The 20,891-nt window shown below is 63.0% G+C and carries 21 protein-coding genes; 4 read left to right on the plus strand and 17 right to left on the minus strand.

What is annotated here, in order from left to right; translation table 11 throughout:
- Entirely contained in the window at positions 1-765 is a 765-nt protein-coding gene (locus AC097P_RS21065; protein ID WP_479612404.1) for a cobalt-precorrin-6A reductase, read from the minus strand.
- Here AC097P_RS21065 and cbiE point away from each other — a divergent pair.
- The 4 genes from cbiE to cobF are packed head-to-tail and all read left to right on the plus strand — an operon-like array spanning position 764 to position 3,972.
- A complete protein-coding gene (cbiE, locus tag AC097P_RS21070) occupies positions 764-1,945 on the plus strand; it encodes a precorrin-6y C5,15-methyltransferase (decarboxylating) subunit CbiE (RefSeq protein ID WP_479612405.1) in 1,182 nt (393 codons plus the stop codon). The genes AC097P_RS21065 and cbiE overlap by 2 nt on opposite strands.
- Positions 1,946-1,958: 13 nt before the next feature.
- A complete protein-coding gene (locus AC097P_RS21075; RefSeq protein ID WP_479612515.1) occupies positions 1,959-2,411 on the plus strand; it encodes a cobalamin biosynthesis protein in 453 nt (150 codons plus the stop codon).
- Complete coding sequence (gene cobM, locus AC097P_RS21080) at positions 2,408-3,205, plus strand: precorrin-4 C(11)-methyltransferase (RefSeq protein WP_479612406.1); 798 nt, start codon at positions 2,408-2,410, stop codon at positions 3,203-3,205. Before AC097P_RS21075 ends, cobM begins: the two co-directional genes overlap by 4 nt.
- The gene (gene cobF, locus AC097P_RS21085) at positions 3,202-3,972 is read left to right on the plus strand and encodes a precorrin-6A synthase (deacetylating) (protein WP_479612407.1); all 771 of its coding nucleotides are present in this window, start codon (positions 3,202-3,204) and stop codon (positions 3,970-3,972) included. The genes cobM and cobF overlap by 4 nt, the downstream gene beginning before the upstream one ends.
- Before the next feature lie 37 nt (positions 3,973-4,009).
- On the opposite strand, the gene AC097P_RS21090 is transcribed toward cobF, so the two are convergent.
- From AC097P_RS21090 to AC097P_RS21165, 16 genes are all read right to left on the minus strand, one after another.
- Entirely contained in the window at positions 4,010-4,687 is a 678-nt protein-coding gene (locus tag AC097P_RS21090; protein ID WP_479612408.1) for a DUF4276 family protein, read from the minus strand.
- The gene (locus AC097P_RS21095) at positions 4,684-5,814 is read right to left on the minus strand and encodes an AAA family ATPase (RefSeq protein ID WP_479612409.1); all 1,131 of its coding nucleotides are present in this window, start codon (positions 5,812-5,814) and stop codon (positions 4,684-4,686) included. Before AC097P_RS21095 ends, AC097P_RS21090 begins: the two co-directional genes overlap by 4 nt.
- 485 nt (positions 5,815-6,299) lie before the next feature.
- Positions 6,300-7,136 carry a CbtA family protein gene (locus AC097P_RS21100; protein ID WP_479612410.1) on the minus strand — a complete coding sequence of 279 codons (837 nt, stop codon included), beginning with the start codon at positions 7,134-7,136 and terminating at the stop codon, positions 6,300-6,302.
- Between the two features lie 24 nt (positions 7,137-7,160).
- A complete protein-coding gene (locus tag AC097P_RS21105; protein WP_479612411.1) occupies positions 7,161-7,358 on the minus strand; it encodes a CbtB domain-containing protein in 198 nt (65 codons plus the stop codon).
- Positions 7,359-7,424: 66 nt separating this feature from the next.
- Positions 7,425-7,844, minus strand: coding sequence for a DUF1636 domain-containing protein (locus tag AC097P_RS21110; protein ID WP_479612412.1), 420 nt, complete (start codon positions 7,842-7,844; stop codon positions 7,425-7,427).
- 34 nt (positions 7,845-7,878) lie between these two features.
- Positions 7,879-8,508, minus strand: a complete 630-nt coding sequence (locus tag AC097P_RS21115; protein WP_479612413.1) for a vWA domain-containing protein — start codon at positions 8,506-8,508, stop codon at positions 7,879-7,881.
- A 59-nt stretch (positions 8,509-8,567) separates the two neighbouring features.
- The gene (locus tag AC097P_RS21120) at positions 8,568-9,650 is read right to left on the minus strand and encodes a magnesium chelatase ATPase subunit I (protein ID WP_479612414.1); all 1,083 of its coding nucleotides are present in this window, start codon (positions 9,648-9,650) and stop codon (positions 8,568-8,570) included.
- The gene (cobN, locus tag AC097P_RS21125) at positions 9,647-13,495 is read right to left on the minus strand and encodes a cobaltochelatase subunit CobN (protein WP_479612415.1); all 3,849 of its coding nucleotides are present in this window, start codon (positions 13,493-13,495) and stop codon (positions 9,647-9,649) included. Before cobN ends, AC097P_RS21120 begins: the two co-directional genes overlap by 4 nt.
- A 22-nt stretch (positions 13,496-13,517) precedes the next feature.
- Complete coding sequence (gene cobW, locus AC097P_RS21130) at positions 13,518-14,564, minus strand: cobalamin biosynthesis protein CobW (protein ID WP_479612416.1); 1,047 nt, start codon at positions 14,562-14,564, stop codon at positions 13,518-13,520.
- Between the two features lie 23 nt (positions 14,565-14,587).
- On the minus strand, positions 14,588-15,157 hold the full coding sequence (cobO, locus tag AC097P_RS21135) for a cob(I)yrinic acid a,c-diamide adenosyltransferase (RefSeq protein ID WP_479612417.1): 570 nt from the start codon (positions 15,155-15,157) through the stop codon (positions 14,588-14,590).
- A gap of 75 nt (positions 15,158-15,232) precedes the next feature.
- Complete coding sequence (locus AC097P_RS21140) at positions 15,233-15,991, minus strand: ABC transporter ATP-binding protein (protein ID WP_479612516.1); 759 nt, start codon at positions 15,989-15,991, stop codon at positions 15,233-15,235.
- A gap of 56 nt (positions 15,992-16,047) precedes the next feature.
- Positions 16,048-17,130, minus strand: coding sequence for a FecCD family ABC transporter permease (locus AC097P_RS21145; RefSeq protein ID WP_479612418.1), 1,083 nt, complete (start codon positions 17,128-17,130; stop codon positions 16,048-16,050).
- The gene (locus AC097P_RS21150; RefSeq protein ID WP_479612419.1) at positions 17,127-18,029 is read right to left on the minus strand and encodes an ABC transporter substrate-binding protein; all 903 of its coding nucleotides are present in this window, start codon (positions 18,027-18,029) and stop codon (positions 17,127-17,129) included. The genes AC097P_RS21145 and AC097P_RS21150 overlap by 4 nt, the downstream gene beginning before the upstream one ends.
- Positions 18,026-18,631, minus strand: coding sequence for a bifunctional adenosylcobinamide kinase/adenosylcobinamide-phosphate guanylyltransferase (locus AC097P_RS21155; protein WP_479612420.1), 606 nt, complete (start codon positions 18,629-18,631; stop codon positions 18,026-18,028). The genes AC097P_RS21150 and AC097P_RS21155 overlap by 4 nt, the downstream gene beginning before the upstream one ends.
- Entirely contained in the window at positions 18,628-19,473 is an 846-nt protein-coding gene (locus AC097P_RS21160) for an ABC transporter substrate-binding protein (protein WP_479612421.1), read from the minus strand. Before AC097P_RS21160 ends, AC097P_RS21155 begins: the two co-directional genes overlap by 4 nt.
- A complete protein-coding gene (locus tag AC097P_RS21165; protein WP_479612422.1) occupies positions 19,470-20,888 on the minus strand; it encodes a cobyrinate a,c-diamide synthase in 1,419 nt (472 codons plus the stop codon). The genes AC097P_RS21160 and AC097P_RS21165 overlap by 4 nt, the downstream gene beginning before the upstream one ends.
- Positions 20,889-20,891: the final 3 nt, after the last annotated feature.

Below are 20,891 nucleotides of genomic sequence, written 5' to 3' on the forward strand. Positions count from 1 at the left end.
TTAATCGCTGCCACCCAAGCCCAGCCAACGGCAAACGCCCTCCACGGTGCTCACCGTCGGGCGCGCGGGGATGAAGGGGCGGTCAATCAAGATAACGGGCAACCCCCGCTCCCGCGCCGCCTTCAGCTTGGCCTGCGCGCCCGCGCCACCGGAGTTTTTGGACACCACATGGGTGATGCCGTGCGCTTGCAGCAAGGCTCGGTCGCCATCCAAGGTGAACGGCCCACGGTCCAATACCACATGACCACGCGCAGCGGGCAAATCCAAAACGGAATCCACCACAGCGTCCACCAATCGCAACAGATACCAATGCTGCGTGCAAGCCAAAAACGGCGCCACATGCTGGCGGCCAATGGCCAAAAACACCCGGGCAGGCTCGGCGGGCAAGGCCTGCACTGCGGCGGCAATATCGGGCACGTGTTGCCAAACATCGCCACTGTTAGCCTGCCACGTGGGCCGCTCAAGCACCAGCAGGGGCACCCCCGCACGAGCACAGGCCTGCACTGCGTTGCTGCTCATCTGCGCGGCAAAGGGATGCGTAGCGTCCACCACGTGGGTGATGCACTCGGCTTGCAAAAAGGCCTGCAAACCAGCCACGCCGCCAAAACCGCCCACGCGGGTGGGCAGCGGCTGGGCTATGGGCGCGCTGGTGCGGCCTGCGTAAGAAAAAATACCGTCCACCCCCGCCTGCGCCAAGGCTTGCGCCAGGCGACTGGCATCCAGCGTGCCCCCAAGCACCAGCACACGCAAGGAGGTGCGGACCATGTCTGAACCTTGGTTGTCAATCATTGGTATAGGTGAAGATGGTCTGCATGGTCTGGGCGATGGTAGCCGCTTGGCCCTGGCCCAGGCGCAACACGTCTTCGGCGGCGTACGGCACCTGGCGCTGGCCGGTGCGGGCAGCCGTGGCGCGGAGTGGCCCCTTCCGTTTGACGTAGCCCCAGTGCTGGCCCTGCGTGGCCAGCGGGTGGCGGTGCTGGCCTCGGGCGATCCCTTCTGGTTTGGTGCTGGCGGCAGCCTGGCGGCGCACCTGTCGCTGGGTGAATGGGTGGCTTTTCCATCACCCTCCACCTTTTCACTGGCCGTATCCCGGCTAGGCTGGCGCCTGGAGCATGTGCACTGCTTTGGTCTGCACGCCGCCCCTTTTGCACGCACCCGCCCTGCTCTGCATGGCGGCGCGCAACTGCTGTGCTTGCTGCGCGATGGCCAAGCGGTGCGGGACTTTGCGCAATGGCTGACACAGCAAGGCGGTGGTGCCTCTGCGGTGTGGGTGCTGGAAGCGCTGGGCGGCCCGCGTGAACGCGTACGCCAGTGCCCCGCCCATGCGCTGGAATTTGCAGACATACAGAGCCCGGTGGCAGTGGCTGTGCAGGTGGTCGGCCCGCTGGAGTTTCCAAACACCCCCGGCCTGCCGGACAGCGGATTTGCCCACGACGGGCAAATCACCAAGTCGCCCATCCGCGCCCTCACCCTGAGCGCACTGGCCCCGCGCCCCGGCGAACACTTGTGGGACTTGGGTGCGGGCTCGGGTTCGGTGTCGGTGGAGTGGTGTTTGGCGGGCGGCACAGCCAGCGCGGTGGAACAAAACGCAGAGCGCGTGGCGAACATCCGAGCCAACGCCATATCCTTTGGCATTGACCACCGCCTGGCCGTGCACCACGGTGACACCCAAGACCTCATTGCTGGTTTTCCCACGCCCCAAGCCATTTTTGTAGGCGGCGGCTTTGACATGGCTTTTTTCACCGCATTGCAGTCCATAGCACCCCCAGCTTGCCGCTTGGTGGTGAACGCCGTGACGCTGGAAACCGAATCCGCCCTGCTGCAACTGCACGCCCAACACGGCGGTGAATTGCTGCGCATAGAGCTGGCGCAGGCCGCACCGCTGGGCCGCATGCGCGGCTGGCAGCCCAGCCGCGCCGTGGTGCAGTGGAGCGTGACGCTGTGAGGGCGCCTTGGTGATGGTGGCGGGCTTGGGTTTTCGCGCGCAGTGCGATGTGGCGTCTTTGCGCGCCGCCCTGAATGCAGCGCTTAGCGCCGCACAGGATGCGGCACAGCAAGCCCAGGGCCCCGCAGGCACATCCGGCACGCCCAGCAGGCCCACAACCCTTACCGCCCTGGCCACGGCCGCCGACAAAGCCGGCCACCCCGCCCTGCTGCAACTGGCAGCAGAATTGCAATTACCCATCACCCCTGTCAGCCTGCCGCAGTTAGCCAGCCAAGCCGCAACACCCAGCGCCCATGTGCCCGCCCGCTACGGCGCGCACAGCGTGGCCGAAGCCGCAGCGCTGGCCGCAGCAGCAATGGCCGTTCAGGCTGAGCCTGTTAAAGCCCAACTGCTCACCCCCCGCTGCACCAGCCCCGACCGCATGGCAACCGCAGCCATTGCCTCCACCCACAATACACAACCATGACCGTTCACTTTATCGGCGCAGGCCCTGGCGCCCCAGACCTACTGACCCTGCGTGGCCGCAATTACATTGCTGCCAGCCCGGTGTGCCTGTACGCAGGCTCTTTGGTGCCAGAAGGCGTGCTGGCCCACTGCCCGCCCGGTGCGCACATCGTCAACACCGCATCGCTTTCACTGGAGCAGATATTGGCCGAGATCAGCGCCGCGCACGCGGCAGGGCATGACGTGGCCCGCCTGCATTCGGGCGACTTGTCGGTGTGGTCGGCCATGGGCGAGCAACTGCGCGGCCTGCGCGCGCTGGGTATTGACTACACCGTCACGCCCGGCGTGCCGTCGTTTGCGGCAGCGGCCGCCACGCTGGAGGCCGAGCTGACGCTGCCAGGGCTGAGCCAGTCGGTGGTACTCACCCGCACATCAGGCCGCGCATCGGCCATGCCCAGCACCGAGTCGCTGGCCAACTTTGCCGCCACCCAGGCGGTACTGGCCATCCACCTGTCCATCCACGTGCTGCCGCGTGTGGTGGCAGAGCTGGTACCCCACTATGGCGCAGACTGCCCGGTGGCCGTGGTCTGGCGTGCCAGCTGGCCAGACGAGCGCGTAGTGCGCGCCACCCTGTCCACTATTGAAGCCGCCGTGGGCGAAGGCATGGAGCGCACCGCCTTGATTCTGGTCGGCCACACCTTGGGCCCAAACTTGGGCGAGCAAGACTTTGCCCACAGCCGCTTGTACGCGGGTGACTACGACCGCCGCTACCGCCCGCTGGGCACCACGCCCCGCTTTCCGGCAGGCACCAAATGAAGATCGACCTTTGCCTGGTCGGCATAGGCACCGGCAACCCCGACCATGTGACCCGCCAAGGCGTCAAGGCACTCAATAGCGCCGACCTGATTTTGGTGCCCCACAAAGGCGCAGGCAAAGCGGACCTGGCCGAACTGCGCCTGCAACTCTGCAAGGAATTGGTGACCAACCCCGCCACCCAGGTGGTGGGCTTTGACATGCCGGTACGCGATGGCGATGACCCGGACTACGCTGCTGCCGTCAACCGCTGGCATGACGCTATTGCTGAGGTGTGGCTGGCCACCATCCGCAGTCATTTGCCTGCGGGTGGACGTGTTGCCCTGCTGGTGTGGGGCGACCCATCGCTGTACGACAGCACCCTGCGCATCGCTGAGCGCTTGGCAGTACAAGTGCCGCTAACAGTGTCCGTGGTGCCCGGTATTACCGCGTTGCAAGCGCTGACCGCCGCGCACGCCATTGCGCTGAACGACATCAACGCCCCCGTCACCATCACCACCGGCCGCCAACTGCGCGACCATGGCTGGCCCCAAAGCGCCAATACCGTGGCGGTGATGCTGGACGGGCACTGCGCGTTTCAGCACCTGCCGCCGCACGGCATCACGATCTGGTGGGGGGCTTACCTGGGTATGCCGCAGCAGATGTGCATTGCGGGGCCGCTGGCGGAAGTGAGCGCGCGGATTCTGGTGGAGCGGCAAGCCGCGCGGGCGGCGCATGGGTGGATCATGGATACGTATTTGATGCGCAGAAAAGCGCTGGCTTTTGTATAAATTTGTAGTCAGCGTTATGACTGCCCGAAAAAGCCAATCACATCGTTAGCGAGCGAATTTTTTGCAGCCAAGCAGCAAAATGCAAGCACTCCTGCTCTATGCGTACCAAGCCCATGCGAGCCGCCGCAATCGGTCCGTGATCAACCTTACTGAATCGTGGGCTTTTTAGCAATCGCTCAAGATGTGCCGCAGGCTTGGTCTCTGGCTTGTCATTGATGTGTTCGGGCGTGTCCACTTGTTGCCTTATCGCGCCTAGCTCCGCGGTACTACGAGCCCAATTTCGCTCTACGCCGGTGAGAGTAGTTACATCACTGAATAGCAATGCCTCGAATTCATGTGGCTGGATGTGGGGAATAAACCGAACCGGATCACATTCAGCCAACGCAACAATATCCTCAGCCAACGCCGAGTTCAATATTTCCACTTTTGCTTGCATAGAACTTTTGAGCATCGCCGAATCAAAGCCAGGGAAACGCTTATCCAATCGGTAAAGATCAAAAAAAGTCGTGACTACTGGCGCTGATTTTTGCCTGAGCGTATTGCGCAATTGACCTTTAACTCGGTCGTAATTTAGAGCTCCGCCTCGATGGCCCGGTGATGTTTCAATTGTTTGCGCATGCAAGTACAGACCGGATGGGGAAAAATGCGGTTCAAGCACATCGCGAACAAAGGTTTCTTCGGTTTGCCCTTCGCAAATAACCACAATCCTGGTCATCGCGAAGGCCTTCCGCCGAGCACATTACGTTTCCATAGCTCTCCCAACGAATAATCTTCAAGCCAATCGGTCAAATCTGCCGAATCAAGCCTCTTGAGCGTTGTCGCGCCGTTATCACGCCCGGCAACGACAACATCTTCAGGTGTCATAGCGTTCAGCAACTCTACCGACTGCGTTGAAACAATTACTTGCTTAGCCTCTGCCGCACGTTTGAGCATTTGCGCCAACAAATTGATCGCGTAGGGGTGTAAACCCAACTCGGGTTCGTCGATCAAGATGATGTCAGGCATTAACTGCGGTGGCTGCAACAACAATGTCGCCAAACAAATGAAGCGCAAGGTGCCATCGGACAAAACGTGGGCTTTCCAGGGCGTATCAGGGCGGCCTCGCTCTGTCCATTCCAACTCTACGGACGTCGGCGCAACGCCGTCAGGCTCGTCATCTCTAATCACAAAATCCCCAAAAAATGGGGCAGCCAGACGAATCGTCTCTACGATGCGCTGATAGCTCGATTCCCAAAACGGCGTAATCTTCAGTTTGCGAAGGTAGGCAGCCAAGTTGGCCGCGTCGGGCTTGAGGCGTAGGGTGTCATTAGCCTGGTGCACCTGCTTTACGGCCGCTTTATCTCCTGTATCATGAAAATGGTACTGCCGCCAAACTTTCAGCTTGCCAGAAACGTATCGACTCACGTTCTTGCTTCGCTCCAACTCATCAGAAGTTACCCTAGCAATATCATGTCCAACGCCCAAGGGATATGAAGTTACGCCAAAGCGACCGTTAATCCAAGACTGTTCGCGAGTAAAAATTAATCGATTGTCCTGGGTCGGTGCGAGCGTCACTTTGTACCCGTTGGCCACACCATTCTCAGGCGCGAAGTACACCTCAAACTCCATGGAATCGGTTACCTTTCGCCCGTAATGCAACAAGGCATCCGGACCACCCCAGTTCTGAACATCCACAGGAAAGTTATCCCCGGTGAGGGCTGCTAGAAATCGAAAAACGCTGATGAAATTACTTTTACCCGCACCATTGGCACCGATCAGCACATTGAGCGCACGCATTTCAAAGTCCACCAAGGAGTGAATAGACTTGAACCCTTTAACAGTAATTTTCTGAAGTTGCGTCATGTGCACTTCCCCGGCAATTTTTTCATATTCGCTGGATTATCCTCTCGGACTGTCAGACCTTTCCCGCTGGGCTTCACCCCAAAGAAAGGGTCAGCAATTCGTCCAACGCGTCCGCAATCGCTCGCCCGCACTCACCAAGCTGACCCAGCGCTACCGAAACCATGTCCAGCTGCTGCACCACCACCCGCACACCTCCCCGTCAAACTCAGGTTTCATCAAGGAGCCCGCTGTAGCGGCATTTACAAAGTGGAGTGATCGCCTGCAAATGAGCTCACGGCTGCATGCTCGGCATTCCAATCCACGGACATAGCATCCGCCTGTCGCAAGTGCGTAAGGCAAACGGGCTACTCTGCTACACAGGCCGCCTCAGCTCATCCATCGTAGCGGCAGATGCTGAGGGTATCGCGAATTTGCTATTTTTTGATAGCTTCGTAAGCAGGTACCACGTGGGCTTGAGGCCAATTTTGGTATGACAAACGCACCGGTCACCGAACCGCGTTCACCGCCCCCAGATCAACTACACCAGCACCTTTCATAACCGCCATCAAGCTCGGCCGCACCCAACGGTGGAACGCTAAACCCCCCACCACACTCATGCTGGCCCAGAACGACAGCGCAGCCCGGGTCGTAGCCCAGATGAACTGACCACCTAACTGTTCCAGCGCGGCCCGGGCTTCGGGGCCAAAGCCTGCAAGTGCATCACCCTGCAACTGCGGTGCACCCACTAAAAAGGGCAGCGCCAGCAAGGCCGCTGCTACCAACCAGCGCCAAGAGGCACGTGCAAAACCGGCTACAGCACATGCGCCCGCCGCACTGCCCACTGCCAGCACCCACCAGACCTGGCGGGCATGCAATGGGGCGGCTTCCATGCCCGGCACCTCAGCAGGCATGCCCAGCGAAGGCCAGAGGTGCAGGCTGACAAAGCCCGCTGCAGCCACCCAACCAGCCAAAGCCGAAGAGCCAACGGCTGCACCACGCCGGTAAAGCCACACACCCATCACCGCAAACACCAGCAGCGCCATGCTGAAGGCGTGCAGGCTATTAACCACCCAAGTCCAACCTATGCGCTCGAAGCCGTTTGCAGGCTCCCACTCTTTGGCAGCACCGTGTTCATGCGCGTGTTCATGTTCATGCGGGGCAGCCGCATCGGAATGCGCATGCGCAGCGGGGGCCACCGGTTCGAGAGCCTGGGCTTTTTGCGCCTCGTACACCTCGGCAGCCAGAATCAGCGGCGCGGCTTGCCAACGCTGCACGCCGGTTTGCACACTACCCACCACCAAAGCGGTAGCCAGCGCCGCCCAAATCAACCGTTGAAAAATCATGAACAGCTCTCGGAAAAAATTTACTCAGTGGCAGGGTTTCACGGTGATGTGGCGCACGTCGTGCGCGGCGTTATGTGCCAGCGGGCTTTCGGAAAATGCCACGCCGTAGAACACGACCATGCCAAGGGCTGCACCTGCGGCAAGCTGCAACAAAAGGCTGTGCACCGCGTTAGCGGTGCGGGGCAGTTCGGTGGTGGCGGTGGCGGTGGCGGATGAATGCATAAAGAACTCCTTATAAAGAAAATGAGGCGCACCAGTGGGACTGTGGATGCACTACGGAAAAACTATTCAAGGCCCTGCCGGGCCAATGGTAGCGAGCGGGGGCAATCGCGCCAATATACCGCTACGCAGGCGTTCGGGCCGCTCTTTGCGCTGCAGATTACCGTCCGTACTGTACGCGTGTAGTTGCGCGCAGGCCAGCACCTGGGCGGCGGTGGTGTCATCGGCGACCAGGTCGCCGATGTAATACGTGTATTTGCCTGGTGCCTGGAGCGCTATGGTGCAGGCTCTGGAGCAGCCGCTCATGCAGGCCATACCGCGCACGCGGATTCGGGCCTGCTGGACATCATCAATGCTCCAGGTAGCGATCTGCACGGCTTCCAGCAGCGCCTCGCCCGCCGCAGGCAGATCGCGCGATACACCGGCGGGTCGACACGTGGTGCAGATGATGAGTTCGGTCACAGCGGGGTGATCAACAGCTTCGGTCATTTGAAAGGTGTATTTTTTGCGTAGAAATAAGTAATCAGGACGCACTGGCCAAACGGTACTCCGCGCCCCAGCGGGCGGCCCAGGCGGCGCAGCGGCCACTGGCACGTGATGCGGGCGAGCGTTCGTCAAAATCCAGCACCACAGCGTGTTCCACCCCCTTGGGCGCAGCGGGCTGCTCCAGCGTGCGGCCATCGGTCAGCAGCCACAGCCAGGCCGGTCCGTTACTGCGCCGTCGGACCTGCGCCAGCAAAGTGTTCGCTACCGCCAAGGCTTGGCACAGCGGTGTACCGCCACCACCGCCGCATTGGCGTACCCGTGCGGCACCAGCGGCCCGCGCCGGTCCGGGCGGCAGCACCAGCTGCACACCGCTACCCCCAAAACACAGCAGACCCACATGGTCTCCAGCGCGCGCAGCCTGCTCAATCAGGCGGGCTGCATAGCCCTTGGCCAGCGCCAGGCGACCGCCTTGGCCACCTTGGCGCATCGAGCCCGAGGTGTCCAGCACGATCAGATGCAGGCGCGCAGCAGCCATCGCCCGCGGTTGGTAGCGCAGGTGCTCGCGCTGCAACGCGCGCGGGCCTTTGGCCAGCAGGGTGCGCAGCCAGGCAATCGCGGAACTGTCGCCTAGCGTTTTTACGGTGGGTTTCAGGGGTGGTGTCTGCATGGGGGGGTTGCGCCACCGCACACTGCCAGCCGGTGTCGGCGGCTGGCGGATGCGGTGGCTCAGGCTTTTTTTGCGGGCCAGGCTCCAGTGGACAGCACCCGGGTAGTGGGGGTCGGTATAGGCGGCAACGCACCCCAATCACCTTCTGGGATGGGGGTTAAAGCGGGTGGCGGTTCTTTGCGTGGGCCAGCGTTGCTGTTGCTATTGGCACTGCCGTTGGGCTTATCGCCGGATCTGTCGTTAGTTCTGCCGTTCACGGATGGCTCCAGCGTGCGGCGGTGCGCCAGCGCCAGTTCTGCCACGGCGTCCACGTCTTGCAGGGTCACGGCATTGCGGCCTTCCAGAGCGGCCAGCGCCCGAGCGGCGCGCAGCATCACCAGGTCGGCACGCATGCCGTCCACTCCAGCGGCCAATGCGAGTGCGGCGGCGTGTTGCATCACGGCATCGGGCCACGCCAGACTGGGCAGCGCGGCGCGCGCTGCCACCAGGGTTGCCGCTAACGCGGCTAGCTGCGCCGCATGCGATGCCGTCAACGCCTGCGGGTCTTCGTCAAAAGCAAGCCGGGTGCGTAAGATGTCTAGCCGCTGCTGCGGGTCTAACGGGTTGCCCAGCACCACCGACAGACCAAAACGGTCCAGTAGTTGGGGCCGCAATTCGCCTTCTTCAGGGTTCATCGTGCCCACCAGCGCAAAACGCGCGGCGTGCTGCTGCGAGATGCCGTCGCGCTCTACGGTGTTGACGCCGCTGGCGGCAACATCCAGCAGCGCGTCTACCAGCGCATCGGGTAATAAATTAACCTCATCCACGTACAGCACGCCATTGTGGGCGCGCGCTACCAGGCCTGGTGCCAGGCGCAATTGACCATCAACCAACACGGCCTCCACGTTCAACGTGCCCACCAGTTGTTCCAGACTGGCCGCGAGCGGCAGGGTGACAAACGGCGCTGCAACTGGGGTATGGGGCAGTAAAGCCGCCAGTGCCCGAGCAGCCGTGGATTTGGCCGTACCGCGCGGGCCGCTAACCAGCACGCCGCCGATGCGCGGGTCGATCGCCACCAGCAGCAAGGCGCGCTGCAGCAGCGGCTGGCCGACCAGTGCGGTGAATGGGAATGCCGCACGTGCGGCGGCTTGCTCAAGCTTCATGGCTTAGCCTTTTCTAATGTGTCGTCAGATGTTTCAAGTCGCTGTTCCAGTGCCAGCAGGTGGTCTTCAATGCGCGCGCGCTGGTCGCCCGGCTCGGCCCACAGGCCACGGTCCATGGCCTCCAGCAGTCGTTCGCCGATGCTGCGCAGGGCCAGCGGGTTGTACTGCTGTAGAAAGGCACGGGTATCGTCGTCGTGCACATAGGCATCGGCCACCAGCGCGTACTGGTGGTCGCCCACCACGCCGGTGGTGGCGTCAAACGCGAACAAAAAGTCCACCGTGGCGGCCATTTCAAACGCACCCTTGTAGCCGTGGCGCTTGATACCCTCCAGCCACTTGGGGTTGACGGCGCGGGAGCGCACCACGCGGGCCACTTCTTCACTCAGCGTGCGGATGCGCGGTGCGCCGGGCACGCTGAAGTCGCCGTGGTACAGCGCGGCGGGCGTGCCGCTCAGGTGCTCTACCGCTGCGGCCATGCCGCCCATGAACTGGTAGTAGTCGCCCGAATCCAGAATGTCGTGCTCGCGGTTGTCCTGGTTGTGCAGCACCGCGTCCAGAGCGGTGATGCGCTGGGCAAACGCCTCGGGCGCAGCGGTGCCATGCGCGTCTTGCCCATAGGCAAAAGCACCGGCGCGCAAATAGGCCTCGGCCAACTCGGCACGTTCGGTCCAGTTGCCACTGGCGATAGACGCCTGCAAACCCGCACCGTAGCCACCGGGCCGGGGGCCGAAAACACGCCATGTAGAGGCCCGCTCGGCCTGTGCATCCGACTGCCCTGCGGCTTGCGCCTGCGTGGCATCACGCTGCACGCGTGCGCGGATGGGGTTGATATCGTCCGGCTCGTCCTCAGGCGCAATGGCGGCCACGGCGCGCACGGCTGTGTCGAACAAGTCAATCACGTTGGGAAACGCATCGCGGAAGAAGCCGGACACACGCAGCGTCACGTCTACGCGGGGGCGGCCCAGCACACTCATGGGCATGACTTCAATGTCCACCACGCGGTTGCTGCCCGCCGCCCACTTGGGTCGCACGCCCAGGAGTGAGAAGGCCTGGGCCACATCTTCGCCCCCGGTGCGCATCGTGCTGGTGCCCCATACCGACAGGCCCATGGCCGTGGGGTAGGCACCGTGGTCTTGCAAGTGCCGCTCCACCACGCGGGCTGCGCCCTTGGCGCCCATGGCGTACGCGGTCTGGGTGGGGATGGCGCGCGTGTCCACTGAGTAAAAATTGCGCCCGGTGGGCAGCACATCGGGCCTGCCGCGCGACGGTGCGCCGCTGGGGCCGGGGGGAATAAAGCGCCCGTCCAGTCCGCGCAACAGTTGACCTATTTCGTTGGGGCCACAGGCATCCAGACGCGGGGCGAGTGTGAAGTGCAGGCGCCGCAGCACCTGGGTGGTGTGGGGCCACATGTCTGGCGCAGCGCCAGGGCCGCCGGACATCGCACCGCCCTGCCCTGTGCCACCCTCTTTGTCCAGATCTTGCACCACACGGACGGCCAGCAACTCCAGCCGCTCACGGGTGTGGCCCGCGTGGCGCCAGGGGTCGTCGCTGAGGCTCTGCAAGATCTGCGGGCGTTCACCCGTCCACGGTGCGGCCCAATCTGGGCTCAGGGCATCGAAATCTTTTAGCCCCAAGTCCTGCGCCAAGGCCACCGTCAGGCTGCCTTGTGCCGCACCTGCGCCGCCGGGGTAGCGGGCCAGCGCCACCAAGGTGTCCACCCGCTGGCGGCCGGTAGGGGACTGGCCGAATATATGCAGGCCATCGCGGATTTGCGATTCCTTGATTTCACACAGGTAGGCATCCAGGCGCTGCAACAAGGCTTGCTGCTCGCTGTCGTTGGTGGGCTTGGTAAAACCCAACTCTGCGTGCAGGCCGTCTGCCAGCACCTGCTCCAGAATGCTGGCGCGCAGCAGCTTGGCGCGGCGCGGGTCCAGTGACAGGGCCTCGTAATACTCGTCCATGCGGCCCTCCAGCTGCTGCAAGGGCCCATAGGTTTCGGCCCGGGTCATGGCGGGCATCAGGTGGTCGATGATGACGGCCTGCGTGCGGCGCTTGGCCTGCGCGCCTTCGCCGGGGTCGTTAACGATAAAGGGATACAGGTGTGGCAGCGGGCCCAAAATGGCATCGGGCCAGCAGGCTGCCCCCAGCGCCACGCTTTTGCCGGGCAGCCACTCCAGGTTGCCGTGTTTGCCCACGTGCACCACCGCATCCACCGCGTAGGCGCGGCGCAGCCAAAAGTAAAACGCCAGGTAGTTGTGGGTGGGCACCAGGTCGGCGTCGTGGTAAGTGGCCACCAGGTCCAGCCCCCGCCCGCGTGCGGGCTGGTTGCCCACAAACACATTGCCGTAACGCTGACCCGACACCATGAAGCGGCCTGCGCGCACCAGCGGGTCTTGCGCAGGCTCGCCCCACAGCGCGTTGATGGCGGCTTGGTTTTCTAGAGGAAGGGCCGCAAAGTCTTGCAGGTAATCGCCCATGGCCAAACTTTGGCCCGCGGGGCGGTCGTCGTTGGCATGCAGGTTGTTGGTGATGCCACGCACCAGATCGGCCATCAGCGCGTCGCTACTGCGTGGCACATCACCGGTGGCATAACCTGCGGCCTGCAGGGCTTGCAGGATGACGACGGTGGATGCGGGCGTGTCCAGGCCGACGCCGTTGGCCAGGCGCGCGTCGTCGTTGGGGTAGTTGGCCAGCACCAATGCCACACGCTTATCGCTATTTCTTTTAAAGCGCAATGCGCACCATTTACTTGCGGTAGCGGCTACAAAGGCTATGCGTTCTAGTTCGGGCTGGTAGCGCACCACGTCGATCTGGGCGCGCTCGCAGCGCCAGGCCAGGCCCTTGAAGCTGATGGGCCGGGTGCCGATGCGGCCATCCACCTCCGGCAGCACGATTTGCATGGCCAGGTCGCGCGGGGTCAGGCCGTGCGGGTCCTCTTGCCATTGCTCTTGGGTGCAGCCCGCAGTGATGAGCTGCAACACCGGCGCATCGCCTGCCAGCAGTACGGGTTGCACCTCTACACCCGCGTCGTTGCCATCCATCGCGCCTACGGCAAAGCTGGTGGCGTTGAGCACAACGTCTACCTTGTGCTCTTGGGCCAGCGATTGCAGCAGCGCCATGCTCTCAGGGTTTTTGAGCGAATCCAGCGCCACGGCCAGCGTGTTGAGGCCCTCATCCGCCAGCGCAGCCAGCATGGCATCAAACGCGGCTGTGTTGCCCGCCTGCAAATGCGCTTTGTAAAACACCAGCAGGGCCACCGGTGCCCCCGCGCGCCAAGGGGCCAAAGGCATGGCGGGTGTGTAGGGCATTGCGGCGGGCAGCACTACAGCGGGTGCGGGGCGCTCGCCCTGGCCAAAGGCGGCGTGGGCGATCAGCTGGAAAAAGTTCCGGGCGTTGTCGCGCCCGCCTTCGCGCAGGCAGCGCCAGAGGTGGGTGCAATCGTCTTTTTTGGCGGTGCTGCGCATGAGCAGCTGCGCGTCTTCCACACATTCGCCCGACACCATGACCAGCCACTGGCCGCGCGACCGGGCAGACTCGCAGACCTGGTCTACGACGTAGGCCCAGTCGCTGGGACTGCCCAGGTGTTCGATGATGATGGCCTTGGCGTGGCGCAGCACGTCGTCCTTGTACAGATCGGTAGACGCGGGCTGGCGCAGCCACATCAGGTTGGCCAGGCGCACACGGGGAAAGTCATCCGGCAAGCCGCTGGCCACCTCGGCTAGCAAAGATAGCGTGGTGTCCGCCACGGTGAGCACCACGATGTCGCCTGGCGTTTGCTCCACGCGCACGACGCCCAGGCCATCGTCTTCAACATGGCCGCCGGGGCGGGTAGAGAGCAGGTGCATGTGCTGGAGCGCCGTTTTTGATTTAAGCCAAAGCGGCTTGGACTTCAGCTTGCAGGACGCTAGCGTCGAGGTGGTCCCCAATCAGCACCAGGCGCGTCTGACGCGGCTCGTCTGCACGCCAAGCGCGGTCGAAATAACTGTCAAAGCGCTGGCCCACGCCCTGCACCACCAGGCGCATCGCCGCACCCGGCACAGCAACAAAACCTTTGACACGGTAGATCTCGTGGCGCTGCACCAGGGCAGCTAGCGCGGTCAGCACCTTGGCGCGATCAAGCACGTTCAGCGCGATGGACACCGACTCAAAGGCGTCGTGGTCGTGGTCCTCTTCCGCGTCGTGGTGGGTTTTGCGGGCGTCGATCACGTCTTCTACCGCACGCTCCAGCCCCAGCAGCACGTCCATGGGCACGTTGCCGTGCGATGCGCGCACCAGCTTCACACCGGCGGGAGCTTCTGCGCGAATGGTGGCTTCAACGGCCTCGAGCGCTGCGGCATCCATGCCGTCTACCTTGTGCACGATGACCAAATCCGCGGTGGCGAGCTGGTCTTCAAACAGCTCGTGCAGGGGTGAGTCGTGGTCCAGGTTTTCGTCGGCGCGGCGCTGAGCGTCCACGGCCACCGGGTCGTCGGCAAAGTCACCGGCCGCTACCGCGGGCGCATCCACCACGGTAATGACCGCGTCCACGGTAAACGCGTTGCGCAGCGCAGGCCATTGAAAAGCCTGTACCAGCGGCTTGGGCAAGGCCAGGCCAGAGGTCTCGATCACAAGATAGTCGATCTGGTCGCGCCGGGCGGCCAGTTGCTCCATCACGGGGGCAAATTCTTCCTGCACGGTGCAGCACAGGCAGCCATTGGCCAGCTCGTACAACTGTCCGTTTTCCACACCGTTTTCGTCACAACCAATGCCGCAGCCGCGCAGCAATTCGCCATCGATGCCTAATTCGCCAAACTCATTGACGATGACCGCGATGCGGCGGCCTTGGGCGTTGGTGAGCAGGTTGCGCAACAGGGTTGTTTTGCCGCTACCCAGGAAGCCGGTAACGATGGTGGCGGGGATTTTTCGGGTTTGCATAAGGGTTGTGATTCTAAAAATAGTTAGTCTTCAATACCGCGCTGTGCGGGCACACCGGCCTTGAAGTGGTGTTTGATAAGGGTCATCTCGGTCACCGTGTCGGCCAACTCGATCAATTCAGCCGGGGCGTTGCGACCCGTCAGCACCACGTGCACATGGGAGGGGCGCTCGCGCAGGCAAGTGACTATGGTCTCCAGCGGAATCCAACCATAGCGCAGCGGGTACATGATTTCATCGAGCACCACCATGAAGTGTTCCCCCGCGCGGATGGTGGCTTCGGCCTTGGCCCATCCGTCCAGCGCGAGTTGGGCCGAGTGGTCCAGGTCGCGGCTCTTCCAGCTGAAGCCATCGCCTAGGCCTTCAATGGGAATGCCTAGTTGTTCAAACAAGCGGTGTTCACCAAAACGCGCGGTGGGCACCTTCATGAACTGGTAGACCTTGACGGCCTTGCCCCGGCCGTGCGCGCGCAGGGCCAAGCCAAAAGCCGCCGTGCTCTTGCCTTTGCCATTGCCGGTGTGCACCAGGATCAGACCGCGACGTTCGGCCGTCTGGATAACCCGTTCGTAACCGACCGGTGGAGCTTCTATTTGCATGGCAATGGTGTTCTCCTTGAGTAAAAACGCGTATTGAACATAAGTGATCGGGGTGAAGAGTCGATGACCGCAGCTTCATTCACTGTCAACATGGCGGTCAGTGCGCGGCAACGCCACCCACTGGCCCTGGATGAAATGGATGGTGATGCGGCGGTCAAACACGTCGATGAGTGCAGCATGGCTGGCGCTGTCGCCCGTAGGACCTTGGTGGGTGATTCGCCCCTGCGCCATCACCACCACTTGGTCTGCGTGCAAGGCCATGCTGATCTCATGCAGCACGCTGACCACCGTGGTGCCCTTGGCCACCAGCGCCTGCACGACCACCAGCCAGTCCGCTTGGTGGGGAGGGTCCAGGTTGGCAAGCGGCTCGTCCATCAGCAACACCTGGGCCTGCACGGCCAGCGCACGGGCCAGCAGAACACGCTGGCGTTCGCCGCCTGACAACTGACCCAGCGCACGGAAACGCCAGTCCCAGGCCTGTGTGGCACGCAAAGATTGCTCGACTGCGGCTTCGTCTGCCGCGCTGGCCGGTGCCAGCCAGGCCTGGTGCGGCAGGCGGCCCAGCATGGCCACGTCCCACACGGTCAAATCGTCGGCCGAGGTTTCGTTTTGTCCCAGCCATGCCATCTGCCGGGCGCGTTCGCGTAGCGGAATAGCAGTCAACGGTTTACCCCACAGCGACACGGTCCCGGTATGCGGCAATACACCGGCCAGTGTCTTCAGCAGCGTGGACTTGCCGGCACCATTGGGACCAACGATGCTGGTCCACTGCCCGGCTGCGATCTCCAACGACAGGCCGTGCAATACAGCTGTCTTGCTCGGTCCGCTGCCCATGGAGGCATAGACGGCGTCGGCTCTCAGCGCTACGGAGCCGGACGTGCGGTGGGTCGTCAAAGTGCGCTCCCCACCTTGGTCGGGCCCCGGTTCATCAGCCACAACAGGTAGCCGCCACCGAGCACTGCAGTGAGCACGCCAACCGGCAGCTCTTGCGGTGCGATCAGCCAGCGCGCCAGCGTGTCTGCGGCCATCAGCAGTACGCCGCCAACCAGGCTGGCCAACAGAATCAGCTGGCCATGTGTGGTCTTCACCACCGAACGCACCAGGTGGGGCGCAGCCAACCCCACAAAGGCGATCAAGCCCGTCTGCGCCACTGCAGTTCCGGTAGCCAGCGCCAGCACGCCCACCAGCGCGGCGCGCATACGCACAACGGCCAAGCCCAGGCTCTGAGCCGTAGCGTCTCCCAGGCTCATGCCGTCCAGCACGCGGGCCAGCAGCCAGGCAACGACCACACTTATCACCCAGGCTATGGCCATCAGCCCGCACGACACCCATCCCACAAAAGCAGTTGAGCCCAACATGAACGCCCACATGGCCTGCAGCGAATCGGGCGACAGCAACAGCACCAAATGTGTCACCGCGCCCAGCACGGCACCGACCACGACACCCGCCAGCAGCAGGCGCAGCGTGTGGCTCACGCCGCGAGACAGCAGCAGTGTCAACACAATCGCCAGCACCGCGCCCGCAAAGGCAGCACCCGTCAGACCCACACGCACCAACACGCTGCTGGAGAACACGCCTATCACCGTGCCGCTGTTCATCATGTTGCCGCTACCGCCTAGCATGCCCGCGGCGCCACCCATGGCAGCCAGCGCAAGCGCCACGCCCAACGACGCCCCTGAAGCGCTGCCCAGCAAATACGGGTCCGCCAACGGGTTGCGGAACAGTCCCTGCGCCACCGCACCGGCTAGCCCCAGCAGTGCACCAGCAGCCCAGGCTCCTACTGTGCGCGGCAGGCGTATCTCCCAGACGATTTGTTTGGCCATGGAGGTGCGATCGGGGTCCAGCTCAGGGTTTAGCAGGGGCTGCAGCAGATTCTCGAAACCCACGCTGCCAACGCAGATGCCCAACGCCGTCAGAGCCAGCGCGCTGGCAATGGCAAACCACAGCATCCAGCGAACGCGCGCCTGCATCATGGCGTGGGCTTGTCTTTCGCCGTCGCCTTGGGTGCCTTGTCCTGCAGGCAAGCCGCCATCAAGCGTGCGCCCTCGGCCATACGCGGCCCGGGACGCACCAGCGCATTAGCCTCTTCGGACGGAAAGATGCACAAACGTTGCTCTCGCAGCGCGCGGATGCTCTGCCAGCCCGGGCGCTGCTGCAGGCCCTCGGCACTGCTGCGCCCAATCATGATCAGGTCTGGATTGGCCCGCACAATGTATTCGGGGTTGAGCTTGGGGAACGGCCCCAACTTTGCGGGCACAATATTTTTGGCCCCGAGCCGTGCCAGCGTCTCGCCAATGAAGGACAACTCCCCCGCCGCGTACGGCCCTTGGCTGACCTCAAAGTAGACCTTGGCGCCGCGCACATTGGCGGGAACCGACTGCGCAGCAGCCGACACCCCGGCATCAATCGCTCGCCAAACGCGCTGCGCGTCCGCCACCTCGAGCAGTTGACCGATCTTCAGCATTACACGCTCAACATCGGCATGTGTTTTGGGTTCCAGCGCGACCACCTTGATGCCCAGCGACTCCAGCCGCTCACCAACGCGCGAGGACTTGGCCATCAGCACCACGTCAGGCCGCAGCGCGACGATGGCTTCCACGTTGGGATCAATACCGCCGCCGACCTGGGGCAGCGTCTGCACGCTGGCGGGGTAGTTGGAGTAGCGGTCCACCCCCACCAGTCGGGCGCAATGGCCCAGCTCGCACACAGTTTCGGTCAGCGACGGCAGGATGCTGACGATGCGCTGCGGCGCGCTCGGCAGCGTGACGGTGACGCCACGGTCGTCCACGACTTGGACGGCGTACGCCGCTGCGCTGGTCAACAAGACCATCCAGGCCAGCAGCTTTTGAATGGAAAAACGCGTCGTTGTCATGGCGAAGCTTTCAAATACAGGGGCAACCCGGCTGCCATCAGCGTCACGCGCTGGCACACATCGGCCACATCCTGGTTCAGATGGCCCAGCGCGTCCACAAAGGTGCGCACTTCCCGGCCCAGCGGAATCACGCCAAGCCCAATCTCGTTGCCCACCAGCACCACAGGGCCGAGACAGTCCTGGACTGCTATCAAAAGAGAAGCGGCTTGCGCACGCTGCACGAGGGCTACAGCCTGATTGGGCTTAAGCGTTTCGACTGTAGCTTCGGTTTCTGCTGGCATCAGCAAATTAGTCAGCCACAGCGTCAGGCAGTCCACGACCACCAGCGTCTGCGGATCACTGTGCTGCGCAATCGCTTCAGCCAGCGCCAATGGCTCTTCCACCGTGGCCATGCCCGGCACACGCAACGCGCGGTCTGCCTGGTGGCGCGCAATGCGCTGGCGCATCTCATCGTCCCATGGCTGGGCCGTGGCGATCAGCACGGCGCGGTGCGCGTCAGACTGGTCCAGCCAGGTGCGCGCCAGCATCTCGGCGCGGCGCGACTTGCCGCTCTTCTGGCCGCCGAGTATGAGTTCGCTTTTGGCGATGGTGAGCGTGGTCATACCAAAGGCTCCGCGCTATTCATATGGGAATCCATCCATTGCAAGATGATCTTGTGCATCTTGGTGACTCCGTCCGTCAGCGCCGCAGGGCCAGGCTGCAGGATCTCGGGTGATTTGATTTCAAACAGCTTCTGGTCGCGCACGGCATTCACCCCGCCCCAGCCCTCGCGCGCCATCACGTTCTCAGGCCGAAACTTCTTGCCGCACCACGAGCCGAAAATGATGTCCGGGTTGCGCCGGACAATCTCCGCGCCGTCGGCAATGATGCGGTTCTTGCCCAATGACTCCAGCGACAGTTCGGCAAAGCAATCATCACCACCGGCAATTGCCATCAGCTCAGACACCCAACGTATGGCGCTGATGTGCGGCGTGTCCCACTCTTCAAAAAACACCTTCGGCCGCCGCGCGCCAGCCGCCACCCGCGCGGCCACTACGGCCTGCATGGCGTGCAGGTCAGCTTGCATGGCGGCAATGCGCTGCAAGCCCTGCTCCGCCTCGCCCACCATAGCGGCGACCTGGAACAGCATGGAAAAAATCTCGGCCACGCTGCGCTGGTTGAAGATGGTGACCTGCACACCCTTGCGCACCAGTTCGGCGGCAATGTCGGCCTGCAAGTCAGAAAAGCCCAGCACGCAGTCGGGCCGCAGGTCCATGATCTTGTCAATCTTGGCGCTTAGAAAAGCGCTGACCTTGGGTTTTTCTTCCCGCGCCCGTTTGGGGCGCACGGTATAACCCGAGATGCCGACGATGCGCGCCTCCTGCCCGAGCAGGTACAGCCATTCAGTGGTCTCCTCGGTCAAGCAGACGATGCGCTGCGGGCCGTGTAAAAAATTAAGCGTCATGGTGAAAACAGTTCTACCACGGCCGCCAGACACGACGGGAACCACGCGTGGAAGTAGCTGGCGCGTAATGCGCCCTGCTGCCACAGCGCTTCACCGCTTTCGGCCTGCGGCGCACTGTTTGGGCGTGACGTGCGCGCAACCGCCTGCAAAGGCGTGTCGGTGGTCGAATAATGAAAGGTGTGACCACGCAAGGTGCCCCCGGCCATCGCCAGTTGCTGCGGCCCCAGGCCGGCCAGGCGCTTATGCATCGTCACCTCACCCGGCAGCAAACCCCATTGCGTGTGGCGCAGACCATCTACCGTAACCAGGGTGTCAAACAGCGCCATCATGCCGCCGCACTCGGCCCACAGGGGCTTTCCAGCGGCGACGTGCTGGGCCAGGCTGTCGCGCAGCGAAGTGTTTGAGGCAATGGTGTGCGCGTGCAATTCGGGGTAGCCGCCAGGAATCCAGACAGCATCGCAAGCGGGAAGCGCCTTGTCCGCCAACGGAGAGAAGAAAACAAGCTCCGCGCCCAATACGCTAAGGCACTCCAGGTTGGCGGTATAGATAAAACAGAACGCCGCGTCCCGCGCAATGGCAATCACTTTGCCGCTCAACAGAGGGAGTGCCGGTGGCAGGGCGTTCTGCGCAGGTAAAGGAGGAGCCCGCACAGCGGGCGGGGGACACGGAGCAGAACGCTCTGCCACCGGCACTCCCGGGGCAATAGTCGCAGCAACTTCCGAATCCGCAAAATCCACAGACCACCGCTGCAAGTCATCCAAAGTCATCCGCCCCAATGGCGTGTCGGCCAAAGCATCTGCTGCTGCGTCCAGCCGCGCCAAAGCATCTGGCACCTCACTAGCAATCGTCAACCCCAAGTGCCGCTCGGGCAACACCATATCCGCATTGCGCATCAACGCGCCCATCCACGCAGCAGGGTCTTGCAAACTGTTTTGCAACATGTCGGCATGGCGCGCACTGGCCACGCGGTTGGCCAGCACACCCGCCCAGGGCATGTCGACACGGTAATGTTGCAGGCCAAATGCTAGCGCGCCAAACGTGCCCGCCATCGCGGACGCATCCACGACCGCCAGTACGGGGATACCAAAGCGCTGCGCCAGATCCGCCGCACTGGGATCACCGTCAAACAGGCCCATGACGCCCTCAACAATGATCAGGTCCGCTGCTTGCGCAGCAGCATGCAGACGCGCGCGGCAATCGGCCTCGCCGGTCATCCACAGGTCTAACTGGTAGACCGGCGCGCCGCTAGCCAGGTTGTGCCAATAGGGGTCCAGAAAATCCGGCCCGCACTTGAACACGCGTACTTGTTTGCCCTGACGCGTATGCAAACGCGCCAGAGCGCTGGTGACGGTGGTTTTACCCTGACCAGAGGCCGGGGCGGCAACCAGGATGGCCGCACAGGCAGCGTGCGACATGGG

Source organism: Rhodoferax sp. ZS1R8 (assembly GCF_056521325.1).

Bases quoted from the DNA above. Each gene is read 5' to 3' on its own strand.
- cbiE (WP_479612405.1), top strand. From the start codon at position 764: ATGTCTGAACCTTGGTTGTCAATCATTGGTATAGGTGAAGATGGTCTG.
- AC097P_RS21065 (WP_479612404.1), bottom strand. From the start codon at position 765: ATGGTCCGCACCTCCTTGCGTGTGCTGGTGCTTGGGGGCACGCTGGAT.
- AC097P_RS21075 (WP_479612515.1), top strand. From the start codon at position 1,959: ATGGTGGCGGGCTTGGGTTTTCGCGCGCAGTGCGATGTGGCGTCTTTG.
- cobM (WP_479612406.1), top strand. From the start codon at position 2,408: ATGACCGTTCACTTTATCGGCGCAGGCCCTGGCGCCCCAGACCTACTG.
- cobF (WP_479612407.1), top strand. From the start codon at position 3,202: ATGAAGATCGACCTTTGCCTGGTCGGCATAGGCACCGGCAACCCCGAC.
- AC097P_RS21090 (WP_479612408.1), bottom strand. From the start codon at position 4,687: ATGACCAGGATTGTGGTTATTTGCGAAGGGCAAACCGAAGAAACCTTT.
- AC097P_RS21095 (WP_479612409.1), bottom strand. From the start codon at position 5,814: ATGACGCAACTTCAGAAAATTACTGTTAAAGGGTTCAAGTCTATTCAC.
- AC097P_RS21100 (WP_479612410.1), bottom strand. From the start codon at position 7,136: ATGATTTTTCAACGGTTGATTTGGGCGGCGCTGGCTACCGCTTTGGTG.
- AC097P_RS21105 (WP_479612411.1), bottom strand. From the start codon at position 7,358: ATGCATTCATCCGCCACCGCCACCGCCACCACCGAACTGCCCCGCACC.
- AC097P_RS21110 (WP_479612412.1), bottom strand. From the start codon at position 7,844: ATGACCGAAGCTGTTGATCACCCCGCTGTGACCGAACTCATCATCTGC.
- AC097P_RS21115 (WP_479612413.1), bottom strand. From the start codon at position 8,508: ATGCAGACACCACCCCTGAAACCCACCGTAAAAACGCTAGGCGACAGT.
- AC097P_RS21120 (WP_479612414.1), bottom strand. From the start codon at position 9,650: ATGAAGCTTGAGCAAGCCGCCGCACGTGCGGCATTCCCATTCACCGCA.
- cobN (WP_479612415.1), bottom strand. From the start codon at position 13,495: ATGCACCTGCTCTCTACCCGCCCCGGCGGCCATGTTGAAGACGATGGC.
- cobW (WP_479612416.1), bottom strand. From the start codon at position 14,564: ATGCAAACCCGAAAAATCCCCGCCACCATCGTTACCGGCTTCCTGGGT.
- cobO (WP_479612417.1), bottom strand. From the start codon at position 15,157: ATGCAAATAGAAGCTCCACCGGTCGGTTACGAACGGGTTATCCAGACG.
- AC097P_RS21140 (WP_479612516.1), bottom strand. From the start codon at position 15,991: ATGGGCAGCGGACCGAGCAAGACAGCTGTATTGCACGGCCTGTCGTTG.
- AC097P_RS21145 (WP_479612418.1), bottom strand. From the start codon at position 17,130: ATGATGCAGGCGCGCGTTCGCTGGATGCTGTGGTTTGCCATTGCCAGC.
- AC097P_RS21150 (WP_479612419.1), bottom strand. From the start codon at position 18,029: ATGACAACGACGCGTTTTTCCATTCAAAAGCTGCTGGCCTGGATGGTC.
- AC097P_RS21155 (WP_479612420.1), bottom strand. From the start codon at position 18,631: ATGACCACGCTCACCATCGCCAAAAGCGAACTCATACTCGGCGGCCAG.
- AC097P_RS21160 (WP_479612421.1), bottom strand. From the start codon at position 19,473: ATGACGCTTAATTTTTTACACGGCCCGCAGCGCATCGTCTGCTTGACC.
- AC097P_RS21165 (WP_479612422.1), bottom strand. From the start codon at position 20,888: ATGTCGCACGCTGCCTGTGCGGCCATCCTGGTTGCCGCCCCGGCCTCT.